Annotated in this window: 18 protein-coding genes and 1 tRNA gene; 14 read left to right on the top strand and 5 right to left on the bottom strand. The window is 53.4% G+C overall.

Annotation, left to right across the window (positions count from 1 at the left end; all coding sequences use genetic code 11):
• Positions 1–27: 27 nt before the first annotated feature.
• The 4 genes from IPH75_10245 to IPH75_10230 all read right to left on the bottom strand — a co-directional run bounded on the left by IPH75_10245 (position 28) and on the right by IPH75_10230 (position 3832).
• A complete protein-coding gene (locus IPH75_10245; protein MBK7142448.1) occupies positions 28–1689 on the bottom strand; it encodes a hypothetical protein in 1662 nt (553 codons plus the stop codon).
• 50 nt (positions 1690–1739) lie between these two features.
• Positions 1740–2561, bottom strand: coding sequence for a prepilin-type N-terminal cleavage/methylation domain-containing protein (locus IPH75_10240; GenBank protein MBK7142447.1), 822 nt, complete (start codon positions 2559–2561; stop codon positions 1740–1742).
• 73 nt (positions 2562–2634) lie between these two features.
• Entirely contained in the window at positions 2635–3456 is an 822-nt protein-coding gene (locus IPH75_10235; protein ID MBK7142446.1) for a prepilin-type N-terminal cleavage/methylation domain-containing protein, read from the bottom strand.
• Positions 3457–3466: 10 nt separating this feature from the next.
• Positions 3467–3832, bottom strand: coding sequence for a prepilin-type N-terminal cleavage/methylation domain-containing protein (locus tag IPH75_10230; GenBank protein MBK7142445.1), 366 nt, complete (start codon positions 3830–3832; stop codon positions 3467–3469).
• Between the two features lie 365 nt (positions 3833–4197).
• On the opposite strand from IPH75_10230, the gene IPH75_10225 reads away from it, so the two are divergent.
• On the top strand, positions 4198–5622 hold the full coding sequence (locus IPH75_10225) for an aldehyde dehydrogenase family protein (protein ID MBK7142444.1): 1425 nt from the start codon (positions 4198–4200) through the stop codon (positions 5620–5622).
• Positions 5623–5733: 111 nt separating this feature from the next.
• The gene (locus IPH75_10220; protein MBK7142443.1) at positions 5734–6582 is read left to right on the top strand and encodes a deoxyribonuclease IV; all 849 of its coding nucleotides are present in this window, start codon (positions 5734–5736) and stop codon (positions 6580–6582) included.
• A gap of 8 nt (positions 6583–6590) precedes the next feature.
• Here IPH75_10220 and IPH75_10215 read toward each other — a convergent pair whose 3' ends face one another.
• Entirely contained in the window at positions 6591–6971 is a 381-nt protein-coding gene (locus IPH75_10215) for a CoA-binding protein (protein MBK7142442.1), read from the bottom strand.
• 335 nt (positions 6972–7306) lie between these two features.
• Between IPH75_10215 and IPH75_10210 the strand changes: the two genes are divergently transcribed.
• The 12 genes from IPH75_10210 (at position 7307) to IPH75_10155 (ending at position 21492) form a co-directional block, all read left to right on the top strand.
• Positions 7307–7395: transfer RNA gene (locus IPH75_10210), tRNA-Ser, on the top strand.
• A gap of 158 nt (positions 7396–7553) precedes the next feature.
• Positions 7554–8129, top strand: coding sequence for a hypothetical protein (locus IPH75_10205; GenBank protein MBK7142441.1), 576 nt, complete (start codon positions 7554–7556; stop codon positions 8127–8129).
• A 367-nt stretch (positions 8130–8496) separates the two neighbouring features.
• Positions 8497–8646 (top strand): lmo0937 family membrane protein, encoded by a 150-nt coding sequence (locus IPH75_10200; GenBank protein MBK7142440.1) that lies wholly within the window; start codon positions 8497–8499, stop codon positions 8644–8646.
• A 28-nt stretch (positions 8647–8674) separates the two neighbouring features.
• Positions 8675–8914, top strand: a complete 240-nt coding sequence (locus tag IPH75_10195) for a DUF3185 domain-containing protein (protein ID MBK7142439.1) — start codon at positions 8675–8677, stop codon at positions 8912–8914.
• Between the two features lie 72 nt (positions 8915–8986).
• On the top strand, positions 8987–12094 hold the full coding sequence (locus IPH75_10190) for a T9SS type A sorting domain-containing protein (protein ID MBK7142438.1): 3108 nt from the start codon (positions 8987–8989) through the stop codon (positions 12092–12094).
• 595 nt (positions 12095–12689) lie between these two features.
• Entirely contained in the window at positions 12690–13082 is a 393-nt protein-coding gene (locus IPH75_10185) for a hypothetical protein (protein ID MBK7142437.1), read from the top strand.
• Positions 13083–13095: 13 nt separating this feature from the next.
• The gene (locus tag IPH75_10180) at positions 13096–14226 is read left to right on the top strand and encodes a metallophosphoesterase (GenBank protein ID MBK7142436.1); all 1131 of its coding nucleotides are present in this window, start codon (positions 13096–13098) and stop codon (positions 14224–14226) included.
• A 157-nt stretch (positions 14227–14383) separates the two neighbouring features.
• On the top strand, positions 14384–16750 hold the full coding sequence (locus IPH75_10175; GenBank protein ID MBK7142435.1) for a hypothetical protein: 2367 nt from the start codon (positions 14384–14386) through the stop codon (positions 16748–16750).
• Positions 16751–16950: 200 nt separating this feature from the next.
• Positions 16951–17841 carry a hypothetical protein gene (locus IPH75_10170; GenBank protein ID MBK7142434.1) on the top strand — a complete coding sequence of 297 codons (891 nt, stop codon included), beginning with the start codon at positions 16951–16953 and terminating at the stop codon, positions 17839–17841.
• Between the two features lie 89 nt (positions 17842–17930).
• A complete protein-coding gene (locus tag IPH75_10165; protein ID MBK7142433.1) occupies positions 17931–20417 on the top strand; it encodes an SBBP repeat-containing protein in 2487 nt (828 codons plus the stop codon).
• 78 nt (positions 20418–20495) lie between these two features.
• The gene (locus IPH75_10160; GenBank protein MBK7142432.1) at positions 20496–20852 is read left to right on the top strand and encodes a hypothetical protein; all 357 of its coding nucleotides are present in this window, start codon (positions 20496–20498) and stop codon (positions 20850–20852) included.
• 61 nt (positions 20853–20913) lie between these two features.
• The gene (locus IPH75_10155; protein MBK7142431.1) at positions 20914–21492 is read left to right on the top strand and encodes a hypothetical protein; all 579 of its coding nucleotides are present in this window, start codon (positions 20914–20916) and stop codon (positions 21490–21492) included.
• Positions 21493–21597 lie beyond the last annotated feature (105 nt).

The following is a 21597-nucleotide window of genomic DNA, read 5'->3' as shown; positions in this document are numbered from 1 at the left end:
TGGCCGGGGGCTTCTTCATTGATACAGTTATTCCTCTTGGAACTTCTGCGCATCGATGATCGCATGAGTCTGCTGCCAGCCGAGTCGCTGGAAGACCTGGGCCATCGGCGTTCCCGGCGGGAGATTCGCCGGATCATCCAGATCCATATCATACCACCAGCTACGAGTCGGCGGATCGTAGTAAGTACCGCCCCAGTTTCCTGTCGCCTGTTCAGCCGGCCAGAGACAAACGGCCGAACCGCGCCAGGTCATTACTTTACCTGTCCAGGTTTCCAGGAATCGCGGCAGGTTCTCAAAACCGCCACTGTACACGGTTGACGTAGTTGTTTTGTTACCGGTCAGGTACGAGCAATTGACCGTGGTCGCATTGGCAACGCGATTCGACTTGGCCAAAGCACCCTTTGCATCATCCCACGCGCTCGACAAAAAGGTCAACGCATCGGTCATGATCGAAGCCGGTTTCTTGTTTGTGCTATTGTAATTGCCGACCGTATAGACCGGATTGGCGCTGGCAATAGTCAATTCATCACCCAACTCCGAACCGTTCTTCAGACGGAGCGCGGGATACTCACTGCTGCCGGCGATATCATCGGAGAAGTAGATGATGCCATTGCGCGGCGCGTACCCTTCATCATACAACTTATCCATATCCAAGTCGGTCACGTCGACATTTTTGGCCTCGCGACCATCATAGAATTTGTCGGCGCTATAGGTAATGATCCCCTTGGCGGTCATATCGGCGGTCACGTCAACCCAGTTTCCGCCGTTATCCAACTGAAAGGCCTGGTTGTTGATGAACTTCAGGCTCGCCTTATGTTCATACGAGTTGGTATTCGAGCCGCCGGCCGGTTCAATGATCGAGTGCGGATCATCAGTTCCTTCGAGCGGTAGTTCGATCGGTTTCTGTCCATGGCTGGCGTCCTGTAAACGGCCATTCCAACGGGCGATCGATGAATCATACCAATGGCTATCGTGTGCATCCAGCCAGCCTGAACCTTCCTTCATGCTGACGTAATCTCCAGCGCCGTTCTTCACCAATACGTCGCCGGCATCGACGCTTCCCGGTCCTTTTCGACCATGGTAGACATGGCCGGCGGCGGTGGTATAGCTGTCCATCCGGAGACGGTTACCCGCCTGAATATAGAGGTCAGCGTTAGAGTGTACACGGCCCAACAGGTTCATTTCCGGTCCCGGGGCGATCTCGAGGTCCTGGTCATAAAAGACCGCGAACTGGAAGATCGGCACGAGTGCCGCTTTGAACTGCTGCTGCAAGGCCACCTGCGAACTGTTGTCATCGCTCGCGCCGGTGGACTGCAGGGTATAGGATTGCACCAGCGCATGCAGGCCGCTCAGGGTGCCGGTCGAAAGCACTTCTGCTTTTGCGGCGCCATCGGGAGTAGTCGTGTATTCAACGGTGCAACCATTGATCGCTTCTTCACCCTCCGGCATGGTTTCCGGCGGTTTTCCGCCCGATTCCTCGTATTGGTGCTGTATCGAAGCTGCGGCGACGTCAAGACCCGACTCTGCCGCATAGAATGCCTGTGTTTCATGGAGCTGATTACCAGCCACCATCACTTCGTCATCCGACGTCGAAAGCGCCGCGATGCCGAGAAGCGCGAGCATTCCGACCATGATCAAGGCGATCAGGGTGGCCATCCCTCGCTGCGACTGAATTCGTACCATCAACATATATCCTCCTGTCAGGACCAATTCACGCTTTTCACGGCGACTTTTTGCGCCTAGACGCCCAGGTTGCGCAAGGCAACCGAAGTTGACGATGTTCGAGTGCGATACTGCTCGTCATCGGCCTTATCCGGATCGGGATTGGCCGAGCGACCAGTCACCGAAATGAGAACCTCTCGCACATCCTCGACCGCCACTGGGACATCCACTACACTTCCGTCTTCCAGTCGATATCTGAACTGCACATCAGAGATATTTTCAGCATATACCTGGGGGGCTTTCCCCGGCAGTTTGAGCATCAGGTTCGGGTGATCCAGATCGCTATTGTCGACATAGAATTGCACGCGCATCAGCGAAAGCACTATCGCATCGACGCTATATGCCTTGGAGAGCACCGAGCCGCTGTGCTGCAATTCGTTGGATGCGGTTTGCACCGATGAGATCTCCACAAATTCGCCGCCGCCAGAATCCGGCTCGAAGATATACACCCACTGACCATCGTAAAAGCAGGAGACATCGGTGGCGCAATTGAGTTCGGCCGAAGCAGAACCCATCGTCTCCGACAAATACGTATCGCAACCTTCGTCATGGTAGACGATCGTGATCGTATCGGGGTTAGTATTGGAGGCCTCGATCGCCTCCAGTCCCAGCGGAATGGCATATCCGGCCATTCGGCACTGCCGTGCCAGTTCATCGATCGATGCCCGGACATTCTGCTGAATGTGGGTGATATCATCCTGTGTCATATAATTCTTATGCTGCGTCACGTAGGCTTTGAGTACGGCGCTGGTGACGATTCCCGTCAGGGCAAACGCGATCAGCATTTCGACCAGCGAAATGCCGCGCGCGTTTAATCCATGCGATCTCGTTCGGTTCATACTCTGCTTCATTTCTTGCACCTCCTGACCTGCCGATATCGGGGCTTGCAGGCCGGATCACCATTTGACCTGCTTACACTCCCAGGTTGCGCAACGCAACCGAAGTGCTCGAGGTACGAGTCCGATACTGCTCGTCTTCCGGTTTGTCCGGATCCGGATTGGCGGAGCGCCCGGTCACCGAGATCAGTATCTCGCGGACATCCTCCACTGCAACCGGCACATTCACTAGGTTTCCGTCTTCAAGGCGATAACGGAACTGCAGGTCGGAAATATTCTCGGCGTAGACCTGCGGGGTTTTGCCGGGAAGTCGTATCATGAGGTTCGGATGATCGGGATCGGTTTGATCGATATAGAATTGTATGCGCATCAGCGAAAGGATGACCGCATCCTTGGTGTACGCTTTCGATAACGTCATAGTATTGTGCTGCAGGTGCTGCGACGACGGCTGCACGTGCGTGATCTCGAAGAACTCGCCACCGCCGGAGTCCGGCTCGAAGATGTAGACCCACTGTCCGTCATAAAAGCAGGAGACATCGGTCGCGCACTTTAATTCAGAGGACGGCTGGGGCATCGCCGAAGCAAGATACGTGTCGCAACCATCGTCGTGATAGACGATTGTGATCGTGTCCGGATCGGTATTGGCGGCCTCGATCGACGGGAGACCAAGCGGCAGGGCATAGCCCGCCATCCGGCACTGACGCGACAGCTCATCAATCGATGCGCGGACGTTCTGCTGGATATGCGTGATATCATCCTGGACCATGTAATTTTTGTGCTGGGTCACGTACGCCTTCAAAACCGAGGCAGTTACGACACCGGTCAGGGCGAACGCGATCAGCATTTCCACTAACGATATTCCACGTCGGTCCCGGAGCTTTGCAAACATCTTCTTCATGGCGAGTTACCTATTCCGCTTCGGTTTTGATATAAGCCGTCATCGTGTTTGTCTTGGTTTTCTGGCGGACGTCTTCCCAGGTGACGCCAACATCAACGCGACGCAGATGCGAGGCGACAGTGCTGACGGTCCAGGTGCGCGTGACACCAGAGGCCGTATCCACTCCGCTGGCCGGATCAGGATCAACACGGAGCTGCTCCAGTTTTTCCTGGAGAAGCTGGGTGGCCAGCGAAGTTTTGTTCGACCAGTCGTTGCCGTCGAGGGCGACCATCGCCATGTTCAACAGCAAGAGCAGGGATAAACTGAGCACCACCATGGCAATGAGCACTTCAAGGATGGAGATGCCGCGATTGGATTTCAGGTCTATTCGTTTCATGTGCCTTTTCCTCTTTGGCCAGAATGAATGTAAACCGCGTGCCGACCAGCCGGCAGATTAGGGATGTCCATATTTCCCCGTGGTAGGCTGTTGCATCTCATGTAGATACCGAAAGAAGGAATCTGGTGACTGCAGAGCGCCTGACAACGAGGGGTGGCTCTCCCCTGTTATTTGACCCCTCCATCAGCCTCATCCGACCAACAGACTGTTGGGTTCTTCCCATACTTGCGCACCGCAAGTTGTTCTCTCACATATCTCCCTGTCAGAGCGCAGATTGTCAGGAGTGCCAGAACGACATTGAGTTTCTTTCTCCCCCTTCATATTATAGACTGCTAGCAAACCTCAGTCAGACCTCGGAGCGGAGTATGTCTCAAAACTTTGGCATGTTTCTCGGCGGCGAATGGAAAACCTCACCCGACAGTATTACTGTCAAGTATCCATGGGATAATTCTGTAGTTGGTCAGGTGGCCAAAGCAACGTCCGCTGATTTCAGCTGCGCCATAGAACTCGCTGATTCTGCCTTTGCGGAGACTCGCGAACTCCCGGTCTATCGCCGCGAAGCTGTCTGCCGCAAGATAGCCAATCTGCTCGAACAGCGGGCCGAAGAGTTCGCCCAGATGATGACTAAGGAACTGGGTAAAGCGATCAAGGAGTCGCGGGTTGAGGTCAGTCGCGCGATTGCCCTCTTACGAACTTCGGCCGAGGAAGCGAAGCGGATCGGTGGAGAGATCATTGATCTCGACTGGATCCCCGGTTCTGAGGGACGATTTGGTCTGGCCCGACGATTCCCGCGCGGTGTTATTGCCGGGATCACGCCGTTCAATTTCCCGCTCAATCTGGTGGCTCATAAGATCGGACCGGCGATCGCGTCCGGAAACGCGATAGTCCTCAAGCCAGCTTCCAAGACTCCGATCATTGCGCTCATGTTGGCTGAGTTGATCGCGCAGACTGACTACCCCAAGGGGGCGATATCGATACTTCCCGGCTCGGCGGCCGATGCCGCACCATTGCTCACCGATCCCAGAGTCAAGCTGATCACGTTCACCGGCTCGGCCGAGATCGGTTGGTGGATCAAAGCTAATTCCGGCCAGAAACCGGTAGTGCTCGAACTGGGTGGGAATGCCGGAGTGATCATTGCCGAGGATGCCGATCTCGATTACGCCACCACCCGACTCCTCTTCGGCGCGTTTGGAGTAGCGGGGCAATCCTGTATCTCTGTGCAGAGAATATTCGTGCAGGATTCGATCCGCGAAAAGTTTGTCTCGATGTTCCTGGCAAAGATCGCCAATCTCAAAGTAGGCGACCCAACGGACCCAAGCACAGATATCGGTACCCTGGTTGACACTCAGGCCGTGGCGCGTACAACAGAGTGGATCGAGCAGGCAGTCAAAGCCGGCGCAAAGCTGCTCTGCGGCGGAAAGGCCGAGGGCCTGCAGCTACAACCGACCCTGCTCTCTAATGTCAGACCCGAAATGGAAGTCTGCCGGAATGAGCTCTTCGCCCCGGTGGCGGTGGTGAACGGCTACCGTGAATTTTCAGACGCGGTCGCCATGGTCAATGATTCCGCGTTCGGCCTGCAGGCCGGACTCTTCACCAATCGCATGAACGACATCATGTATGGATTCAAACGGATCGAGACCGGCGGCGTGATAATTAATGATGTACCGACTTACCGCGTCGACCATATGCCGTATGGCGGGGTCAAGGGTTCCGGGATCGGGCGCGAAGGGGTTCGGTACGCGATCGAGGATATGACCGAGCCAAAATTCCTTGCGCTTAATCCCCGGTGAGTCACAAAATAGAGCAGTCCACTCTCTTTTTGCCCGGGCAGGCTTGCCTCGCCGGGGCTGTCTGGCTATCTTGTGGAAGAGACACGAACTATTATAAGGGAATGACCTGAAATGCTCCTTGGCGCACATGAATCCAATGCCGGCGGCGCGTTTAACGCCATCTACCGCGGTCAAAAGGCAACCTGCGATACCATCCAGATGTTCAACAAAGCGAACAGTCAGTGGCGCGCCAAACCGATCGAGCAGGACGAGCTGGATAAGTTCTTCAAGGCGATCGAGGAGACCAAGATCACGGTGGCCTGTTCGCATGCCAGTTACTTGATCAATCTCGCCTCTCCCGACAAGGATCTGAATCTCAAATCTTACGAGTCATTTAAGCTTGAGATGGAACGTTGTGCGATGCTCAAGATCCCCAATCTGGTTGTTCACCCCGGCTCGCATGTCGGCTCCGGTGAACAGGAAGGGATGGACCGGATCATTGCCAACCTGAACAAGCTGTTCGCGGAGTTAAAAGACAACACGGTGACAGTCTGTCTTGAGGCGACCGCCGGGCAGGGGTCGAACCTCGGCTATACGTTTGAACAGCTCGCCTATATGATTGCAGGGGTGAAGGAGAAGTCCCACATTGGTGTTTGTGTCGACACCTGCCATATTTTTTCGGCTGGCTATCCGATCACCGATCCAGCCGACTATAAGGCGACCATGAAGAAGTTTGAAGAGACAGTCGGGCTCGACCGCCTTCGCGTCATGCATCTCAATGACAGCAAGAAGGAGCTTGGAGAAAAGAAAGACCGGCACGAGCATATTGGGGAAGGGAAGATCGGGATCGAAGCATTCCGGAATATTCTAAATGACAAAAAGCTGGCGAAGATCCCGATGGTGCTCGAGACCCCCAAAGAGGAGGATCTCGAGGAAGATATCAAAAATCTGGCGTTACTTCGTAGTCTGATCAAAAAATAGCGCAGTGATCAGAACTGGTCAGACCGAAGCATCACCAGTGTGCACGCCATCACAACTTCGATCCCGGCAGCTTCCAGTTTCGAGGCCAGCGCATCGTTCTCAGCCCCCGGATTAAAGATCACCCGCCGCGGTTTCAGCTTCAGGATCTTATCCAGTTCTTTATCTGAGATATCCGGCCCGACATACATCGTCAGGGTATCCACCGGCTCCGTGATCTCATCCAGCGACTTCTTGGAAACATCGCCATCAACGACATGGCCAGCCGGATGAACCGGGACCGGTTGATGACCGTATTCTTTGAGCATCTTGACCGCTTTAAAGGAATAGCGGTCTTCCTTGGGGGAGGCGCCGAGCACCGCTACCCGGGCATGCGCTTTCGCTCTGGTCATGATATTCCTTTCGCCATGTTCTTCGGCAAAGATATCCATAATCGGGTTCAACATCAAGCCCAGAAGCGGGGTTCCATTTTTACTGGCTCTCCCGAGGGCTCTCTCACGTGCTGTCTCAATCTCCTCCCGCATCCGACATTATGAACCGTCGCCCGCCTCCCGCGAGTCGTCATTGCGAACCGTCCGGCCAGCGATTACACCTTACATCCCGCCGCCCCCCTCCGGAGGGTGAAGCAATCCCCCACCCGACGGCACCGCAAAAGCCACTTCACTGCCCACTTGACTTACGCCGACAGCGAGTTAACTTAGTGTGGTCTGACCGACATTTCCGAATCGGAGGAGTGGCTGAGCGGTCGAAAGCGGCGGTCTTGAAAACCGTTGTACTCTAAAGGTACCGTGGGTTCGAATCCTACCTCCTCCGCCATACTTTTGAGTTCTTATGAAGGGGAAGAGCTTAAGTCACTCATCAGGTTCGTTGGCCCTTTTTGTATCGGCCTCTAAATCCAGAACAACTCATTTCCTGTTTCAAAAGAGCCGCCAAGAGACTATCATGAGAGAAACATAGAGCTATAGAACAGTCCGGTGCTGAAAATGAAACCTCATGTCAAATTGGTTACGCTGGCAACGATCCTATCAATGTTTTTCGTGGGTTGTACTGTAACTCAACATTGGAGGCTCTTCAGGCTCGACTCACTGAAGCCAGATTCCAATGGTAACTACGACCTTGGACAAGCATGGTATGGGCCGGTTGATACGGTAGATGGCTGGGAGGCCCAATTGGCAGTGGTGGCTCTCATTGCCGGGTGGCAAGGGGCGAACATTAAGACCGACACGTTTGGCGTCGTAGTGCGGATGATGCGAGTCGACAGCTCAAGTCAGGCCGCCTTCCGCGTGGATACTCTCACAATGACTACTCTGCCGGATTCCGTTCGCTTTCCTCTCGCGTGCAGTCATAATGAAATAGACACATTGAACCCGAGGTTCAGACATATTGGATTTGGCATTATCAAGATCCCAATGAACATTGATACGATCTTAGTTGACTTCGAAATGACATGTGTAAACGATGCAGAAGTGCAAGAAAAGGTATTAAGATATCATCGTCGGCTCGTCAGATTCGACAAGGCTTTTCATGTAAACAGCCTATTTGCTGATTGATCCCTCGCGAGTCCTGTTCGCTGGCACCTTTCGCGCTATTCTCCGCTGATGACGGCAGTTCGACATTTATCCAATGTTCTCCGCAATGACTCAATATCTCCGTTAAATTAACGGTCAGTTCGTTTTTCAAGAGAATCAAGTCGCAGTCGAGTATTTTTCCGCACCGTCCCCAATCGCTATCAATTAGTCTCTCATCGACTTGCCTACTATCTGTATCACGTTATCTGATCGTTTATCACGACGCGCGAACCAATTGACGGTCCACGTTGTATAATATTTTACCAAAGCGTTTGCATCGCGCAATTCCTGCCGCTGCGAACCTGCATCGGATCACTTCGAGAAGACCCTTACTCGAAAGGAGCAACCTATGCTTTGGACAATCGCTGTCATTCTACTGCTACTCTGGGCCTTGGGCCTGGTCTCCGGGTACATGCTTGGCGGATTCATTCACATCCTGATCGTTATCGCTATCGTCGCGGTGTTGTTGCGGATCATCTCGGGCAAACGGGTGATCTAAGTCAATTCGCGTCAGAGAGGAGAGAGTTATGAATGTTCTCACCATTGTGGGGGCGTGTCTTACTGTCGTCGGCATTGTGGGAATCGTCTATGGAGGCATCACCTATACATCGGCGAAAGATGTCGTTGACCTGGGGCCGCTGCACGTCGAGGTAGACCAGCAGCGTCGGATCCCAATCACCCCTCTTGCGGGTGCCGTAGTCCTGTTGTTCGGTGCAATACTCATGTTTGTCGGAAAGCGCCATCTGGCCAGAGGAAAAATTGTATGAGCAACCATTGTACGTCCGGGATTCTCCGGGGGACCTGGGAGTGTGTTCACGTCAAAAAGCGAGTGAGGAAATATGCGAAAGTTAGACTTCCTGAAGATAGTTGGGGCAATATTTGTGTTCGGTCTCTTGTTCACAGGAGTACCGATTCAAGCTGATTCATTAACGACGCCGATCCGTATCGCGACATCAACAGCCAATAGCGGTCCTACGCTGGGGATCCCCCGCTGGAAAGGATACATGTCGGAGACGGATCCCAATCGATTTTATGCCGTTTATGGCAACGGCAGCAACAGGCTGGGAAATATCTCATATACCAGCAATGGTGGGACTACGTGGGGGACCAATCTTATACAGGTCGATCCGTTAGGCTATCTCGACATGCACACTTCCGTATTCGGCCGCGGCGGCAATATGTACGTCACCTGGCCGGGTCGCACCACCATCATGTTCCGCAAGTTCAATGCACCGATCAACAGCAACACCGACCGGGGACCGCTGGTGACGATCGCCAATACAACTGATGCCTATCGTTCCAATATCATGGTCCAGAATACAGGTCGTATCTGGTTGTTCACCCGGCTGGGCGGAAGCCCCAACGAAAATGTGCGCTACAATTATTCGGACAACGACGGTGCCAGTTGGACGCGCGGCACCGCCTTCGCCACACAACATGATGACGTGCGGATCGGTTCAATGCCCTATGTCGGAGGAAATCCAGCGCTGGTGGTCCTCTACCTTGACGATCCCCGCGGCTTCCAGTATTACCTCTGGAATGGATCATCGTTTGTCGCGAGACCAGATCACGCGATCTATCCGGTGAATATGGGGCATGTTCGATCATTTACTCACAACGTCATTAATGATACGACCATGCATCTGATCTTTGGACTTGGTACGCAACTTCATCATGTGTGGAAAAATTACGCCAACGGCTCTGGTGCCTGGAACCATCAGACCATTGACAACTCCAGTACCACGACGGACGAAGAGTGGTATCCGATTTCTACGGTTCGCGGCGGAGAGCTCTTTGTGTTCTATATAAAGAAGACGTCTAGTAGCGATGCAAGCGGTATGGTATACTATAAAAAATGGAATCAGTCATCGCGTACCTGGACGGCACCCGTCCTGGTCTCCACCAACACCGCCAACCAGTCCAACCGCGACCCCAATACGACATTCCATGTCCCGGCCAATTCTCCTTACATTCCGGTCTATTGGCGAACCGGCACGGGGCCGTTTAATATCTACTTCTCCAAGATTGTAGTCGGTACGAGTTCGCCTACCCAATACACACTGACCATGTCCAGGACTCCGACTGCGGGCGGCACTATCCTGCCAACCAGTGGAACCAGCCAGCATTCTGCGGGCTCGGTAGTCAACATTTCGGCCACGCCAGCCTCGGGTTACGCTTTCAGTTCCTGGACAGGCGGCGTGACGAATCCGACTGCACTATCGACAACAGTATTGATGAACAGCAACAAGAGTGTGGTTGCGAATTTTGTCGCGAGCCCGACCCCGGTCATTACCTGTCCATCGGGAACAGTCAACCTGACATCCTGCTTCCCGGCCACACTGCAGATCTCGTTGCCGATCTCCAATCAGACGCAGGTCACTGTGCCTGGAGCATCCTGGTCGGCGAATCAATTGTCATTTGCTGCGGATACATCCGGGCTCTACTCATATCGCGTCACTGCAACTAATGCGAACGGCTCAACAGTTTGTCAGGTATCGATCCGGGTCACGATCGGGGCGGCCACTGATTTCTATCTGACCGATGATGATATATCAGTCTCAAATCCCGGAGCTGTGCCCGGAAATACGGTCACGTTATCTGCGGTGATACACAGCGATCCACGCTCTCGGCCAGCGACGAATCTGGTCGTCCGGTTCTATAATGGCGACCCCCTCCTGGGTGGCGCTCGCATAGGTTCGGACCAGACCATTGCATCGATCAACGGTGGCCAATCGAGAACAGTCTCCGTTCAGTATGTTCTTCAGGCACCGGTACCTCGGACGATATTTGTGGTCATTGACCCCAACGTCGTCAAGCCCGAGTGCTCAAAGAGCAATAACATCGGCGAACTGACCATAGTCGGCAGTCCGGTGACTGCCTGGATCCACGGAAGTGTGTCCGCCGGGTCAAACGCGATGCACGGCGTCACTGTCAATCTCTTCACTGACGAAGGCGACCTATTTCAATCGGCCACAACAGATCTCTTCGGTGATTACTACCTGGATGAGATACCGAACGGAGGTTATGTAGTAGAAGTGAACCTGCCGCTTGGCTATGGGTCGGTCTCTCCCGCTGCGGTCCCGGTCGCGCTTTCCGGTGATGGTGTGGTGGTCAATTTTGAATTGAGCGATGCAACGAATGGCGCGATCGCTGACTTCTGGTGGTGGAAACGCCAGATCGTCGCCATGCGAGACGGTGCGCCGGTCGAGAGCGACATGACGCGGGCTGATATCGATCAGCTTGGAGCCACGATCTACGAACACTTTTATGCGCGGACGGATGGTTTCGCCATTCGTATCGATGGTGCGACCAATGCCGGTGGAACAACCCGAGCTCTGACGTTTCTGGATATCGCCAGCCTGTGGATCGATGATCCAAGCATAAGCATCGCCGACCGAACCAGAATGCATCTGTTGGCCTGCCTGCTCAATGTGGCTTCGTCTCGACTCAGTTTGCGCAGAGTGGTCACCTCCGATGGTGCCACTGCCAGTCAGGCGATTACGTTCATTGCGAACCGGTTCATGGCCGGCGACACAACAGATGTTACACTTTGGTCAAACTTGTCGCGCATCAATGCCAGGACACTGATTGCCTCAGGGGTCATACCGCTCTCCACGGCCAATATCATGTATAAGCCGGAGAACAATGAGGACGGCGAAACCTTGCCGAACGGATATTCACTTTCTCAGAATTATCCAAATCCGTTCAACCCGACTACCACGATAGAATATGCGCTTGCAGCGCAGGCAACGGTTCAAATCCACATCTACAATGTGGCCGGTCAACGGGTACGCACGCTGGTAGATAAGGATCAGTCGGCGGGAGTTCACCGGATCATATGGGATGGCACCGATGACAACGGGAATCCGGTTGGGTCGGGAATCTACTTCTCGAGATTGACAGCCGACAACCACACGTACACAAGGAAGATGACATTGTTGAAATAACCCCGCTTCACGAACCAAAAAGATACAGGGCAGCATTGGGGTGATGCTGTCCTGTGTCGTAAATACTTGTAGGAGTGAGCCGACTTTATCCTGAACTTTGCATCGTAATATGGTGTAACAGCAACTGATCGAACGTGATGGGCATGATTCGGCGCATGCACGAACGAATGCGTCTACGATAAATCTGAAGGGGAACTGAGCCAGTTTGATTATGGCAGCGTTCTTTTAATCAACCTGCAGATCGAAAGGAGCCCTACCATGGGTGACAAAGGCGGCAAAAAGGACAAAGAAAAAAGCCAGAAGCAGAAACAGTCCAAAGACCAACAGCACGAAAAGGACAGACAGGACAAGCAGCCAAAGAAGGCTCAGTAGCATCATGCGAAAATTATCGCATTCCGATCGGCCTAAGAAGTGCATGTTCTCGAGTGTTTAGGTTGGGTTTCTTCTACAACCCTCGACAGGTTGAGTCCAGAACGCCTCAGAACTTTCATGATGACCTGGGGCTGCCGCTGGACGAAAAAAAAGATTTTGGCGCCTTTTCGCGCTGATCTTGCGCTCGCCGGTAATGGCCCGGGAGAAGCCAATTCAGCTATCGTTGTTTACACCAGTCCAGATAGTGTCGGAGAGTAACGCCATAGCAGGAATACGGCTCAGCCTGATCTATGGCAAGAACACGCATGTTAGCGGATTAGACTGGGGTCTGGTCAGCCATTCAACCTCGGGTCAGTCCAAGGGCGTGCAATGGGGACTGGTCGGACTGAATGATGCCGACTTTGTCGGATGGCAAGGAACCGGAATCAATATCACGAAAGGGAAATTTGAGGGATTCCAGTGGGGTGTGGTTAACTATGCCGGCCACGCCAGCGGATTCCAGCTCGGGTTCGTCAACTATGCAGTGACGATGAACGGTCTGCAGATAGGGCTGGTGAATATCATCAAGCAGGGGGGCCAGTTCCCGGTCTTCCCGATAATCAACTGGTCGTTCTGATCGGATCGAGAGCATGAAACAGTTTCTTCGAAGCATCGCCCATGCAATTCTTCTAGCCATCCTGTCTTCACTGTTGCGCGCCGCGGAGCCAGATAGCGCCGCGGTCAAGCTGTCGACAGATGATGGTCCGCACATATTCTGGCAGAATGATACGACTGCCCAGGTGATCTACTTCTGCGACAGCGCACTATCGACTCGCCAGTTCGTGGCGCGGGATACGATCCGCTTCACCGGATTCTGCAAAGATTCTGCAGTTGACTATCGGATCCCGGTCGGTCGGCATCTGCCACAGCCGGACCAGTTCGAGCAAATCACCAAGTTGTTTGCAGTGAGTGATATCCATGGGGAATACAGTAGCCTCGTCGAGTTACTGACAGCGGCGAAAGTGATCGACACTGACCTCACGTGGTCATTTGGCGACGGTCATCTGGTCATAGTCGGGGATGTTTTCGATCGCGGTCCGAATGTCACCGAGTGCCTCTGGCTGATCTATCGCCTCGAACAGGAAGCATCGGCCGCGGGTGGCGCAGTGCACTTTCTGTTGGGGAATCATGAACTGATGGTGATGCGCGGGGATCTTCGGTATCTGAATGAACGGTACACTGAAGGGATTGCGCGGCGGTCGCGCTTCAAATACGATGAGCTTTTCGGACCGGAGACAGAACTTGGCCGGTGGCTCCGTTCCAAACATGCGCTGTTGCGACTCGACCGCACCCTCTTTGTGCATGGTGGATTGATGCCGGAGTTCGTGAAAAGCAGAGCAAGTATTGGTGAGATCAATGAAGCCGCCCGCGACGGACTGGATCTGTCATCGGTGAGCCTCTACTTTGACGCTCCGACCAAACGGTTGTATGGCTCATTCGGCCCGCTCTGGTATCGCGGATATACTGAAGGGATTGAGGGGTCCTACCCTGCCGCTCCGACTGCTCTGATCGATTCGGTGCTTGCGCTGTGCGATGTCGATCAGGTGGTGGTCGGACATACCGAACATGATACGCTTTCGCTCTTTCACGATGGCAAGGTGATCGCGATCGATGTGGATGTTGAGGCGCTGCACGGTTTTCAGGCGCTGGTTTGGGAGAAGGGTCGATTCTATCGCGTCTCGAAAAGCGGCGAGTTGACGCCGCTGCAATTCAAGAACTGATTACCGTCAGTACTTGGCAATGCATTAGAAAACTCATCCCAGCGGCCCTCTCGCGCCTCATCCCAGCGAAAGCTGGGATCCACCCCCCTTGACTATCGCCGCGTAATGTTGTATACTGAATCCACATAACACAGTACTAACCGCTCGGGGAGAGCTCATGCACAGGTTCGCTATTTTCATCACTTTGATGGTGCTATGCTGCGCCGTCGCGTCTTCGTATTCAGCCACAATCTATGTCCCCTCACAACAGCCGACGATCCAGGCGGGTATCAACGCCGCGGTCAACGGCGATATGGTACTCGTTGCGCCGGGTACGTACAATGAGAGGTTCTCTTTTAATGGCAAGGATGTGATTGTCAAATCGTCCCAGGGACCGTTGTTGACCAAGGTCATTGGTGCTATCTCAAATAGTCAAAGCGATCCTACGGTGCTATTTTCCGGTAGTGAGTCCGCGGACGCTATTCTTGAAGGTTTTACATTTGAGGGAGGCCCAATTGCAATACGCTCTAGCCCTGGAAGCGCCCCTACTATCAGAGGAAATATCCTGATTGATCAAACATATCCGAGTTGGGCAGCGGCCGTAATTGAGGGTCCGGCGCAATTTTCCAACAACACAATCTGTTTTGGAGCTAATGGCGGAATTGCGACCTATTCATCTTCGGCGATTGTGGAAAACAACATTATAGCTTTCAATGTCAACTACGGTATTGCAGCTGGAAGCGGAACGCCGGTACTTGCCTTCAACGACGTCTTTGGCAATGGTGCTAATTATCTTAACTTAGCTGACCCAGGGTTTCCATCGTTAGTTCTTAACCCACTGTTCGTAGACGCTACCTTGAGAGATTTTCGCCTGTTACCTAATAGTCCCTGTGTAGACGCTGGCAATCCTGATCCGGCTTACAATGACCCCGACGGGACCAGAAACGACATTGGGGCGTATCCTTTGTCCGGGCTCGGTGGAACAAATTACCCGATTTGTTTTTCACTTACAGTGTCACCAAGACTGAGTGGAGCACGTACCAGCTCGCTGACTCCGGAAGTGGTCTGGGCCTTTTTGGATACAGGTGGCGTGGTTCAGTCAGCCTACGAGATCGAAGTGGGAACAAACAATGAATGGTCGACTGCCGAAATGTGGGCTAGTGGACAGGTTAATGATTCATCGACTTCGGTAATGTACTCTGGTGCGCCATTGCAGGATAAGGAACAGTACTTCCTGCGCTGTCGCGTTAGCGATGGCACTAGCTGGAGTGAGTGGGCTGGAATATCTTTCGTTGTGTGGCTTCCCAAGTCCATAGCCGTACCTTCAGATTTCACAACAATCCAGATGGCGATAGATTCTGCATCTGAAGGCGACACGGTGCTAGTAGCGCCGGGTGAGTATGTGGAAAATCTCTTGGTACAAGGTAAGGCGATAACGCTTACGAGTAGTGGGGGACCGGAGATTACAATTATCCGAGGTCAGAGTTCAGAACTGGCAACTATTCGGATTACTAATACTCAGATAAGACGGGCCGAGATTTCAGGATTTACTATCACTGGCGGAGTTGAAGGTGGCATCATCTGTGCAAATACATCTTTGGCTGTTCTCGGGAATATTATAACCGGTAACTCGCACGAAGGTAATGCTGGAGGAGGCATTAGCCTAAATACTACTTTCGGTTCTCTGATAAGAGGAAATCGAATATTCGGAAACACGGGATTCGGATATGGTTCCGCGATCCATGTTGGTAGTGACGGCAGCGGCAGTCAGAGTGATACTATCTGTTACAACTTGATGTATGACAACCAAGGCATCGGAGATATTAGACTGCTGGGCACGGTCAATAATTTGCAGGTTTACAACAATACAATTCGTGTGATCACATATGGCGGCATAGCTAAGCAGAGCGCAGGAAGCGTTTATATTCGCAACAATATCATCTTCGGCGCACCAGTATATGCCTTTCATGGTGAAATGACTGTCGAATACAATTGCCTCTTTGATAATTTGGCAAATTATGCAAATGGTTGTATACCGGGATCCGGCAATGTCACGCAAGACGCATTGTTCAAGAACATCGCGACTAAGGATTATTCTCTCCAAGTAGTATCGCCCTGTATCAACTCTGGTGACCCCAATCCGGTATACAATGACCCAGACGGTTCACGAAATGACATGGGTGCCATCCCTTATTTTCCGATAGTTGCACCGCCAGTATTGGCTCCCATTGGGCCAAAGACAGTGAATGAAGGAGTCCAACTGTCATTCAATATCTCAGCTACAGACGCCAATGGAACAACTCCGTCGCTTGAAGTTCCTGCTCATCTGCCCGGTTCTGCATTCTTCGACAGCACAAACGGACATGGCAACTTTTCCTGGACGCCAACCTTTGCACAGGCCGGAGAGTATGATGTCCTGTTCATCGCCAGTGATGGTGAATTGGCTGACTCGGAATTAGTTCACATTACCGTCCAAAATGTCATACGTCCCCAGTCGTTGATTCATTTAGAATTGACGGCCTCACCGCCTATCAAAACCAGCTGAATCCACTTCCGCAGTTCCAGTGGCAATACTCCGATCCCGAAGCAGTTGGACAGGACTCCTTCCTCATCGCTGTTGGGACGGACAATGACTGGCAGTTTGCCGAGAAGTGGAATCCCGCGCCGTTTGCATCATCGGATACGTTTGTCGTATATGATGGCTCTGCGCTGCTCGATGGTCAGACCTATTATCTCAGGTTGCGCGTGCACAACACGCTCGCCTGGTCCGATTGGTATCAGACCTCCTTCCGCATGAACTCGGTGCCGACATCGCCGGTGCTTCGCGCTCCAACGAATCTAACGGTCGTTGGGTCGACCCCGATACTCTGGCTCACCAACGGCGCGGATGCCGAGGCTGATCCGCTCACCTATGAGTTCGCCGGGTTCCATGATACCGACTGCGTATCCGGACCGGATATCAATCTGACAGGCGTGGCGCAGACCGCGGATTCGACCGGCGGCCAGATTGTCGATCCGCTCGCGGAGAACTGCCGCTATTTCTGGCGCGCGCGGGCGTTTGACGGTTTCGAGTATTCCGCCTGGACCGACCTCGCGCAGTTCCTGGTGAATGGCACGCCCGAGGCGCCAACCGCGCCGATGCTGGACTATCCGCCGCTTCCGAACAACAAACCGATCTTCACGCTCTTGCCCACGCTGACATGGCAGGCATCGTATGACCCTGACCCGTCGGACACGGTGCGGTATAAACTGGAGCTTTCGGACCGGGCGAATTTCTCGTTTGCGCTGGTGCGCGATTCATTGCTGGCGACCAATTTGCCGCTGGTTGATTCGCTGGTTTTCGGCACGCACTATTATTGGCGGGTGACCTCGCGCGACAAAACCGGGTTGGGGGCGATGTCGAGTGTGAAAGAGTTCTGGACCTGGAAACTTGGGGATATAAACCACAGCCATTCGACTGATCTGTCGGATCTCAGTTTGCTGATCGCGTATCTGGTGCAGACTCCGCGGCCGGAGATTTCGCCGAAGATGCTTGCCGACCTGACCGGGGACTGCAAGATCGACCTGTCGGATCTGTCGCTCATGATCTCATTCATGACGACCTCGGGGATCCAGTTGCAGGTGGGGTGCGAGTAGACTATTGCATCATTATAGGTAACAATGTATATTTTGGTGTTACCCAACTGGCGCTCTAAGGTCAATCGACTGTTTTTCTGGGAGGCGTTATGTATCTACGTTCATCGCTCGTGTCAATCTTCATGCTCTGTCTGTTGTCGGCGACAATAATCTACGCCGGTAACTCGAGTCCAATTTCTGCGGTAATGTCCGGTGGCGATGATCTGAGAGTCACATCCTCAGCTTCATCCATGCCAACTGCCTTCACCAAGAATATGGGGCAGTGGCCGGATTCCATTCTATTCCGGGCCGATGCCGGCGGCGCCACCATGTGGTTCACCAAAGACGGCATCTACTACCAGTTCAGCAGACATATTCCCCTTCCACAATCGAGCGAGGGTGCACTGGCGGCCGGCTTGGGACCACGGCAGATCGACCCCGCGGACCAGTTGCATCAAGAGCGAGATTCTGTCGAATCGATCATGCTCAAGGCGCAGTTTGTAGGAGCGAGTCCCGATGCACAGGTTGTCGGGCTGGATGAACTGGAGTACAAGTGCAATTACTTCATCGGCGATGAGCGATCGAACTGGCACACCGATGTTCCCAATTTCAGTGGGATCACCTACCAGCAGCTTTACCCCGGAGTGGATGCCTCGTTTGGCGCGCGGGATGGGAAGATGGAATGTCGCCTGACGGCGGCAACTGAGTCGAGCCTTGCGCAGGTGAAGACGGAGTATCGCGGCGCGCTGTCCGTGACGAATGAGAGCGACGGCATGGCCACGCTCCAGACCACATTTGGCGAGATGCGCTTCGCGGGAGTACTGCCGGTGACGGAGAGTGAGATGAGAGGGGCGATGAAAACGTCCGCTGAGGCGGCAACTGGCACATGGGTCCTGGTGTACGGGACGTATCTCGGGAGCAGTGCTGAGGACAAGGGGTACGGCATCGCGGTTGATGCTGATGGCTGCGCATATGTAACTGGCAATACATCCTCCGCAGGTTTCCCTGTTCTTGATCCATACCAGACACATCAGGGAAGTTCGGATATCTTTGTAACCAAGCTCAATCCTGCAGGCGATGGTCTGGTCTTCAGTACCTTCATCGGCGGAGACTCGGCTGATGGAGGCAACGATGTGGCGCTTGATACTGAAGGCAACGCTTATGTAACGGGAACAACGTATTCTCCGGATTTCCCGACCGTGAACCCCTTTCAAACACTCCAGGGGGCGACCGATGCGTTTGTGGTCAAGCTCTCCGCCGCGGGGAACAGTCTACTGTTTGGTACCTGCCTTGGCGGTAGCATCTATGACTTCAGTATTAGAGATATAGAGGATGGAACCGGGATCGACGTTGACGCGAATGGCAATTGCTATGTGATAGGATCAACCAATTGCGTAGACTTTCCCTTGCAGAATCCTCTGAAAGCGGCAAAGACGGGCAACTTTGACGTTTTTGTGGCAAAGTTAGCAGTTGATGGTGGAAGCCTGGTTTATAGTACGTACTTTGGCGGTGGCGACAGTGAATATGGACATGCCATTGCAGTTAGTGACGCCGGTAACGCCTACGTTACGGGAGATACCAAGTCAACCGACTTTCCTATACAGAATGCAATTCAGATGACTTACGGCGGTGGTGAAGATGCCTTCGTCGCCAGATTCTCCGGTGACGGTAGTAGTCTGATCTACAGCACATACCTGGGCGGGCTCTACTGGGACGAGGCAAATGACATAGCAGTGGATAGTGGCGGCAGCGCATATGTTGTAGGGAAAACAGGCGGTGAGGGGTTTCCACTAGCGAATCCGCTGCAACCACAAACTGGAGACGAGAGTTACTTCGACATGTTCTTGACCAAGTTTTCCGCTGATGGTACCAGTCTGTACTTTAGTACCTATATCGGCGGACCGAGGCATGATTTCGCCAATAGTGTGGCCCTCGATTCTGCCGGAAACATCTATATAGCCGGTTATCATGATACTGGCCTGTGGCCGCGCCCTGGTTCTTCTTCTCAACCACAATCGTATACGAATGATATTATGGTGGTCGCGGTTTCTTCCGGAGGAGAAAGTCTCCTTTACACCGGCTACCTTTTGCCTCAATCTGGTTCAGATGCTTGGGAGGAGGCTTATGCCATTGCCGCTGATGGCGACGGCAACACATACGTTACCGGGATGACAACATGGGGAGGAAAGCTACCGTTTCCAGATCCATATCAGCCCTATCAAGGCAATGCAGATGCTTTCGTGGCCAAATTGGCCGGCCCGTCCGCCGATCGGGACTCGGATGGTCTACTTGATATAAATGACAACTGCCCGCTCATCGCGAATCCCGGCCAGGAAGACACCAACAACGATGGCATTGGCGATGCCTGCTGTTGTATTGGTACGACTGGCAATCCGAGCGGTTCCATTTCACAGACTCCAGATTTGCTCGATCTTACGTTCGTGATTGCTTACTTGATACTCACACCCAGCTATCCACTACCGTGCCCTGCAGAGGCGAACACTGACGGCTCGGGCGGAGTGGACTTGTCTGATCTGTCGGTCCTGATTGCATATCTGACTCAAACAGGCTCGCCAGAACTTGCACCCTGCCGATAGGCCAGTTGAATCTCAGGGGCGGCAGGCGCCGCCCCTTCCCTTCTTGACATCCACATAAGAAATTCGATATCAGTGCACATGGCCCTGAAGTTTGAACATCGCCACCAGCCGCTCGCGCCACGAGATAAGTTCGTCCGACGGCTCCTCAATGCGGCACTGCTAGCGGTCGCCGCACTGATCGTCTGGATGATAGTCGGCGTCTGCGGCTACCACTGGATCGCCGGGTTGCCGTGGGTGGATGCGTTTCTCAATGCATCGATGATCGTGGGCGGGATGGGGCCGGTCGATCTGCTGAATTCGGATTCCGCCAAAATCTTTGCCGGATTTTATGCCATTTTCAGCGGTGTGATCTTCCTGGCGATCTTCGGCCTGTTGATCGCCCCGATCTTCCACCGCTTCCTGCACCGCTTTCATCTGGAAGCGAAGTCCGAGTAGCAGTTATCTTTTGCTTGTCTCCGGGCGGAAATTTTCGCACCATGAGTCTGGAGGTATCACCATGAAACAGATCCTGATCGCCCTCATCCTATTGACAACATCCGCCGCGGCCCAGACCGACCAGCCATGCTTTATCGGTCAAGAAGCGGAGGAACTGACTCTCCTGCTCGACCAATATCAGGCATACAGCCGGGCTCTCCAATGGGATTCGCTGACCATGTTGATGGACACCACGGAGCTTGTCGGGTTCAAGGAGATAATGGTCGGAGCGCTCAGGCAAGCCGGAGCGGACGCCGATATGTCGGCGTTCTCGATGATTTTCGAAGACAGTCTCGCGAGCATTGAGGAAGTGGAAAAGATACCACCAGGTGTTTTCTTCGCTAAGTTCATGGGTTTTATGACCGAATACGCGCCTGAATTTGCGGAGATTATGAAATCGGGATCGTTCAGCCTGGTGGGCTGCTTGCGGGAATCCGAGACCACCGGTTATGCGGTGATAAAAGTGAGCATGCAATACTCCGGCGAGACGATAGACGCCGTCGATGTCATCCCGCTCCGGAAACGCGCGGACGGGAGATGGTTTGTCGGAATGAAGGCGGATTTCAAACAGCTGGCCAGCGCACTGGTCGGCGGTCAATAAAACGAATTTCGAGAATATCAAGTGCGGGTCCGAGGTCGGACCCGTTTTTTATGGACGAAACCAGGTAAGCTGTTATTATACAATTATATAGGCAGCTACTGCCGT

This window comes from bacterium (assembly GCA_016708025.1).
Lineage (GTDB): Bacteria > Zixibacteria > MSB-5A5 > GN15 > FEB-12 > FEB-12.
Note: the sequence above shows the minus strand (reverse complement) of the source record. Positions and strands in the feature narration are given on the sequence as shown.

Coding starts and splice junctions, on each gene's coding strand:
- IPH75_10225 (MBK7142444.1), top strand. CDS start 4,198: ATGTCTCAAAACTTTGGCATGTTTCTCGGCGGCGAATGGAAAACCTCA.
- IPH75_10160 (MBK7142432.1), top strand. CDS start 20,496: ATGGCCCTGAAGTTTGAACATCGCCACCAGCCGCTCGCGCCACGAGAT.
- IPH75_10175 (MBK7142435.1), top strand. CDS start 14,384: ATGCACAGGTTCGCTATTTTCATCACTTTGATGGTGCTATGCTGCGCC.
- IPH75_10190 (MBK7142438.1), top strand. CDS start 8,987: ATGCGAAAGTTAGACTTCCTGAAGATAGTTGGGGCAATATTTGTGTTC.
- IPH75_10245 (MBK7142448.1), bottom strand. CDS start 1,689: ATGTTGATGGTACGAATTCAGTCGCAGCGAGGGATGGCCACCCTGATC.
- IPH75_10235 (MBK7142446.1), bottom strand. CDS start 3,456: ATGAAGAAGATGTTTGCAAAGCTCCGGGACCGACGTGGAATATCGTTA.
- IPH75_10220 (MBK7142443.1), top strand. CDS start 5,734: ATGCTCCTTGGCGCACATGAATCCAATGCCGGCGGCGCGTTTAACGCC.
- IPH75_10230 (MBK7142445.1), bottom strand. CDS start 3,832: ATGAAACGAATAGACCTGAAATCCAATCGCGGCATCTCCATCCTTGAA.
- IPH75_10180 (MBK7142436.1), top strand. CDS start 13,096: ATGAAACAGTTTCTTCGAAGCATCGCCCATGCAATTCTTCTAGCCATC.
- IPH75_10200 (MBK7142440.1), top strand. CDS start 8,497: ATGCTTTGGACAATCGCTGTCATTCTACTGCTACTCTGGGCCTTGGGC.
- IPH75_10215 (MBK7142442.1), bottom strand. CDS start 6,971: ATGACCAGAGCGAAAGCGCATGCCCGGGTAGCGGTGCTCGGCGCCTCC.
- IPH75_10195 (MBK7142439.1), top strand. CDS start 8,675: ATGAATGTTCTCACCATTGTGGGGGCGTGTCTTACTGTCGTCGGCATT.
- IPH75_10155 (MBK7142431.1), top strand. CDS start 20,914: ATGAAACAGATCCTGATCGCCCTCATCCTATTGACAACATCCGCCGCG.
- IPH75_10165 (MBK7142433.1), top strand. CDS start 17,931: ATGTATCTACGTTCATCGCTCGTGTCAATCTTCATGCTCTGTCTGTTG.
- IPH75_10240 (MBK7142447.1), bottom strand. CDS start 2,561: ATGAACCGAACGAGATCGCATGGATTAAACGCGCGCGGCATTTCGCTG.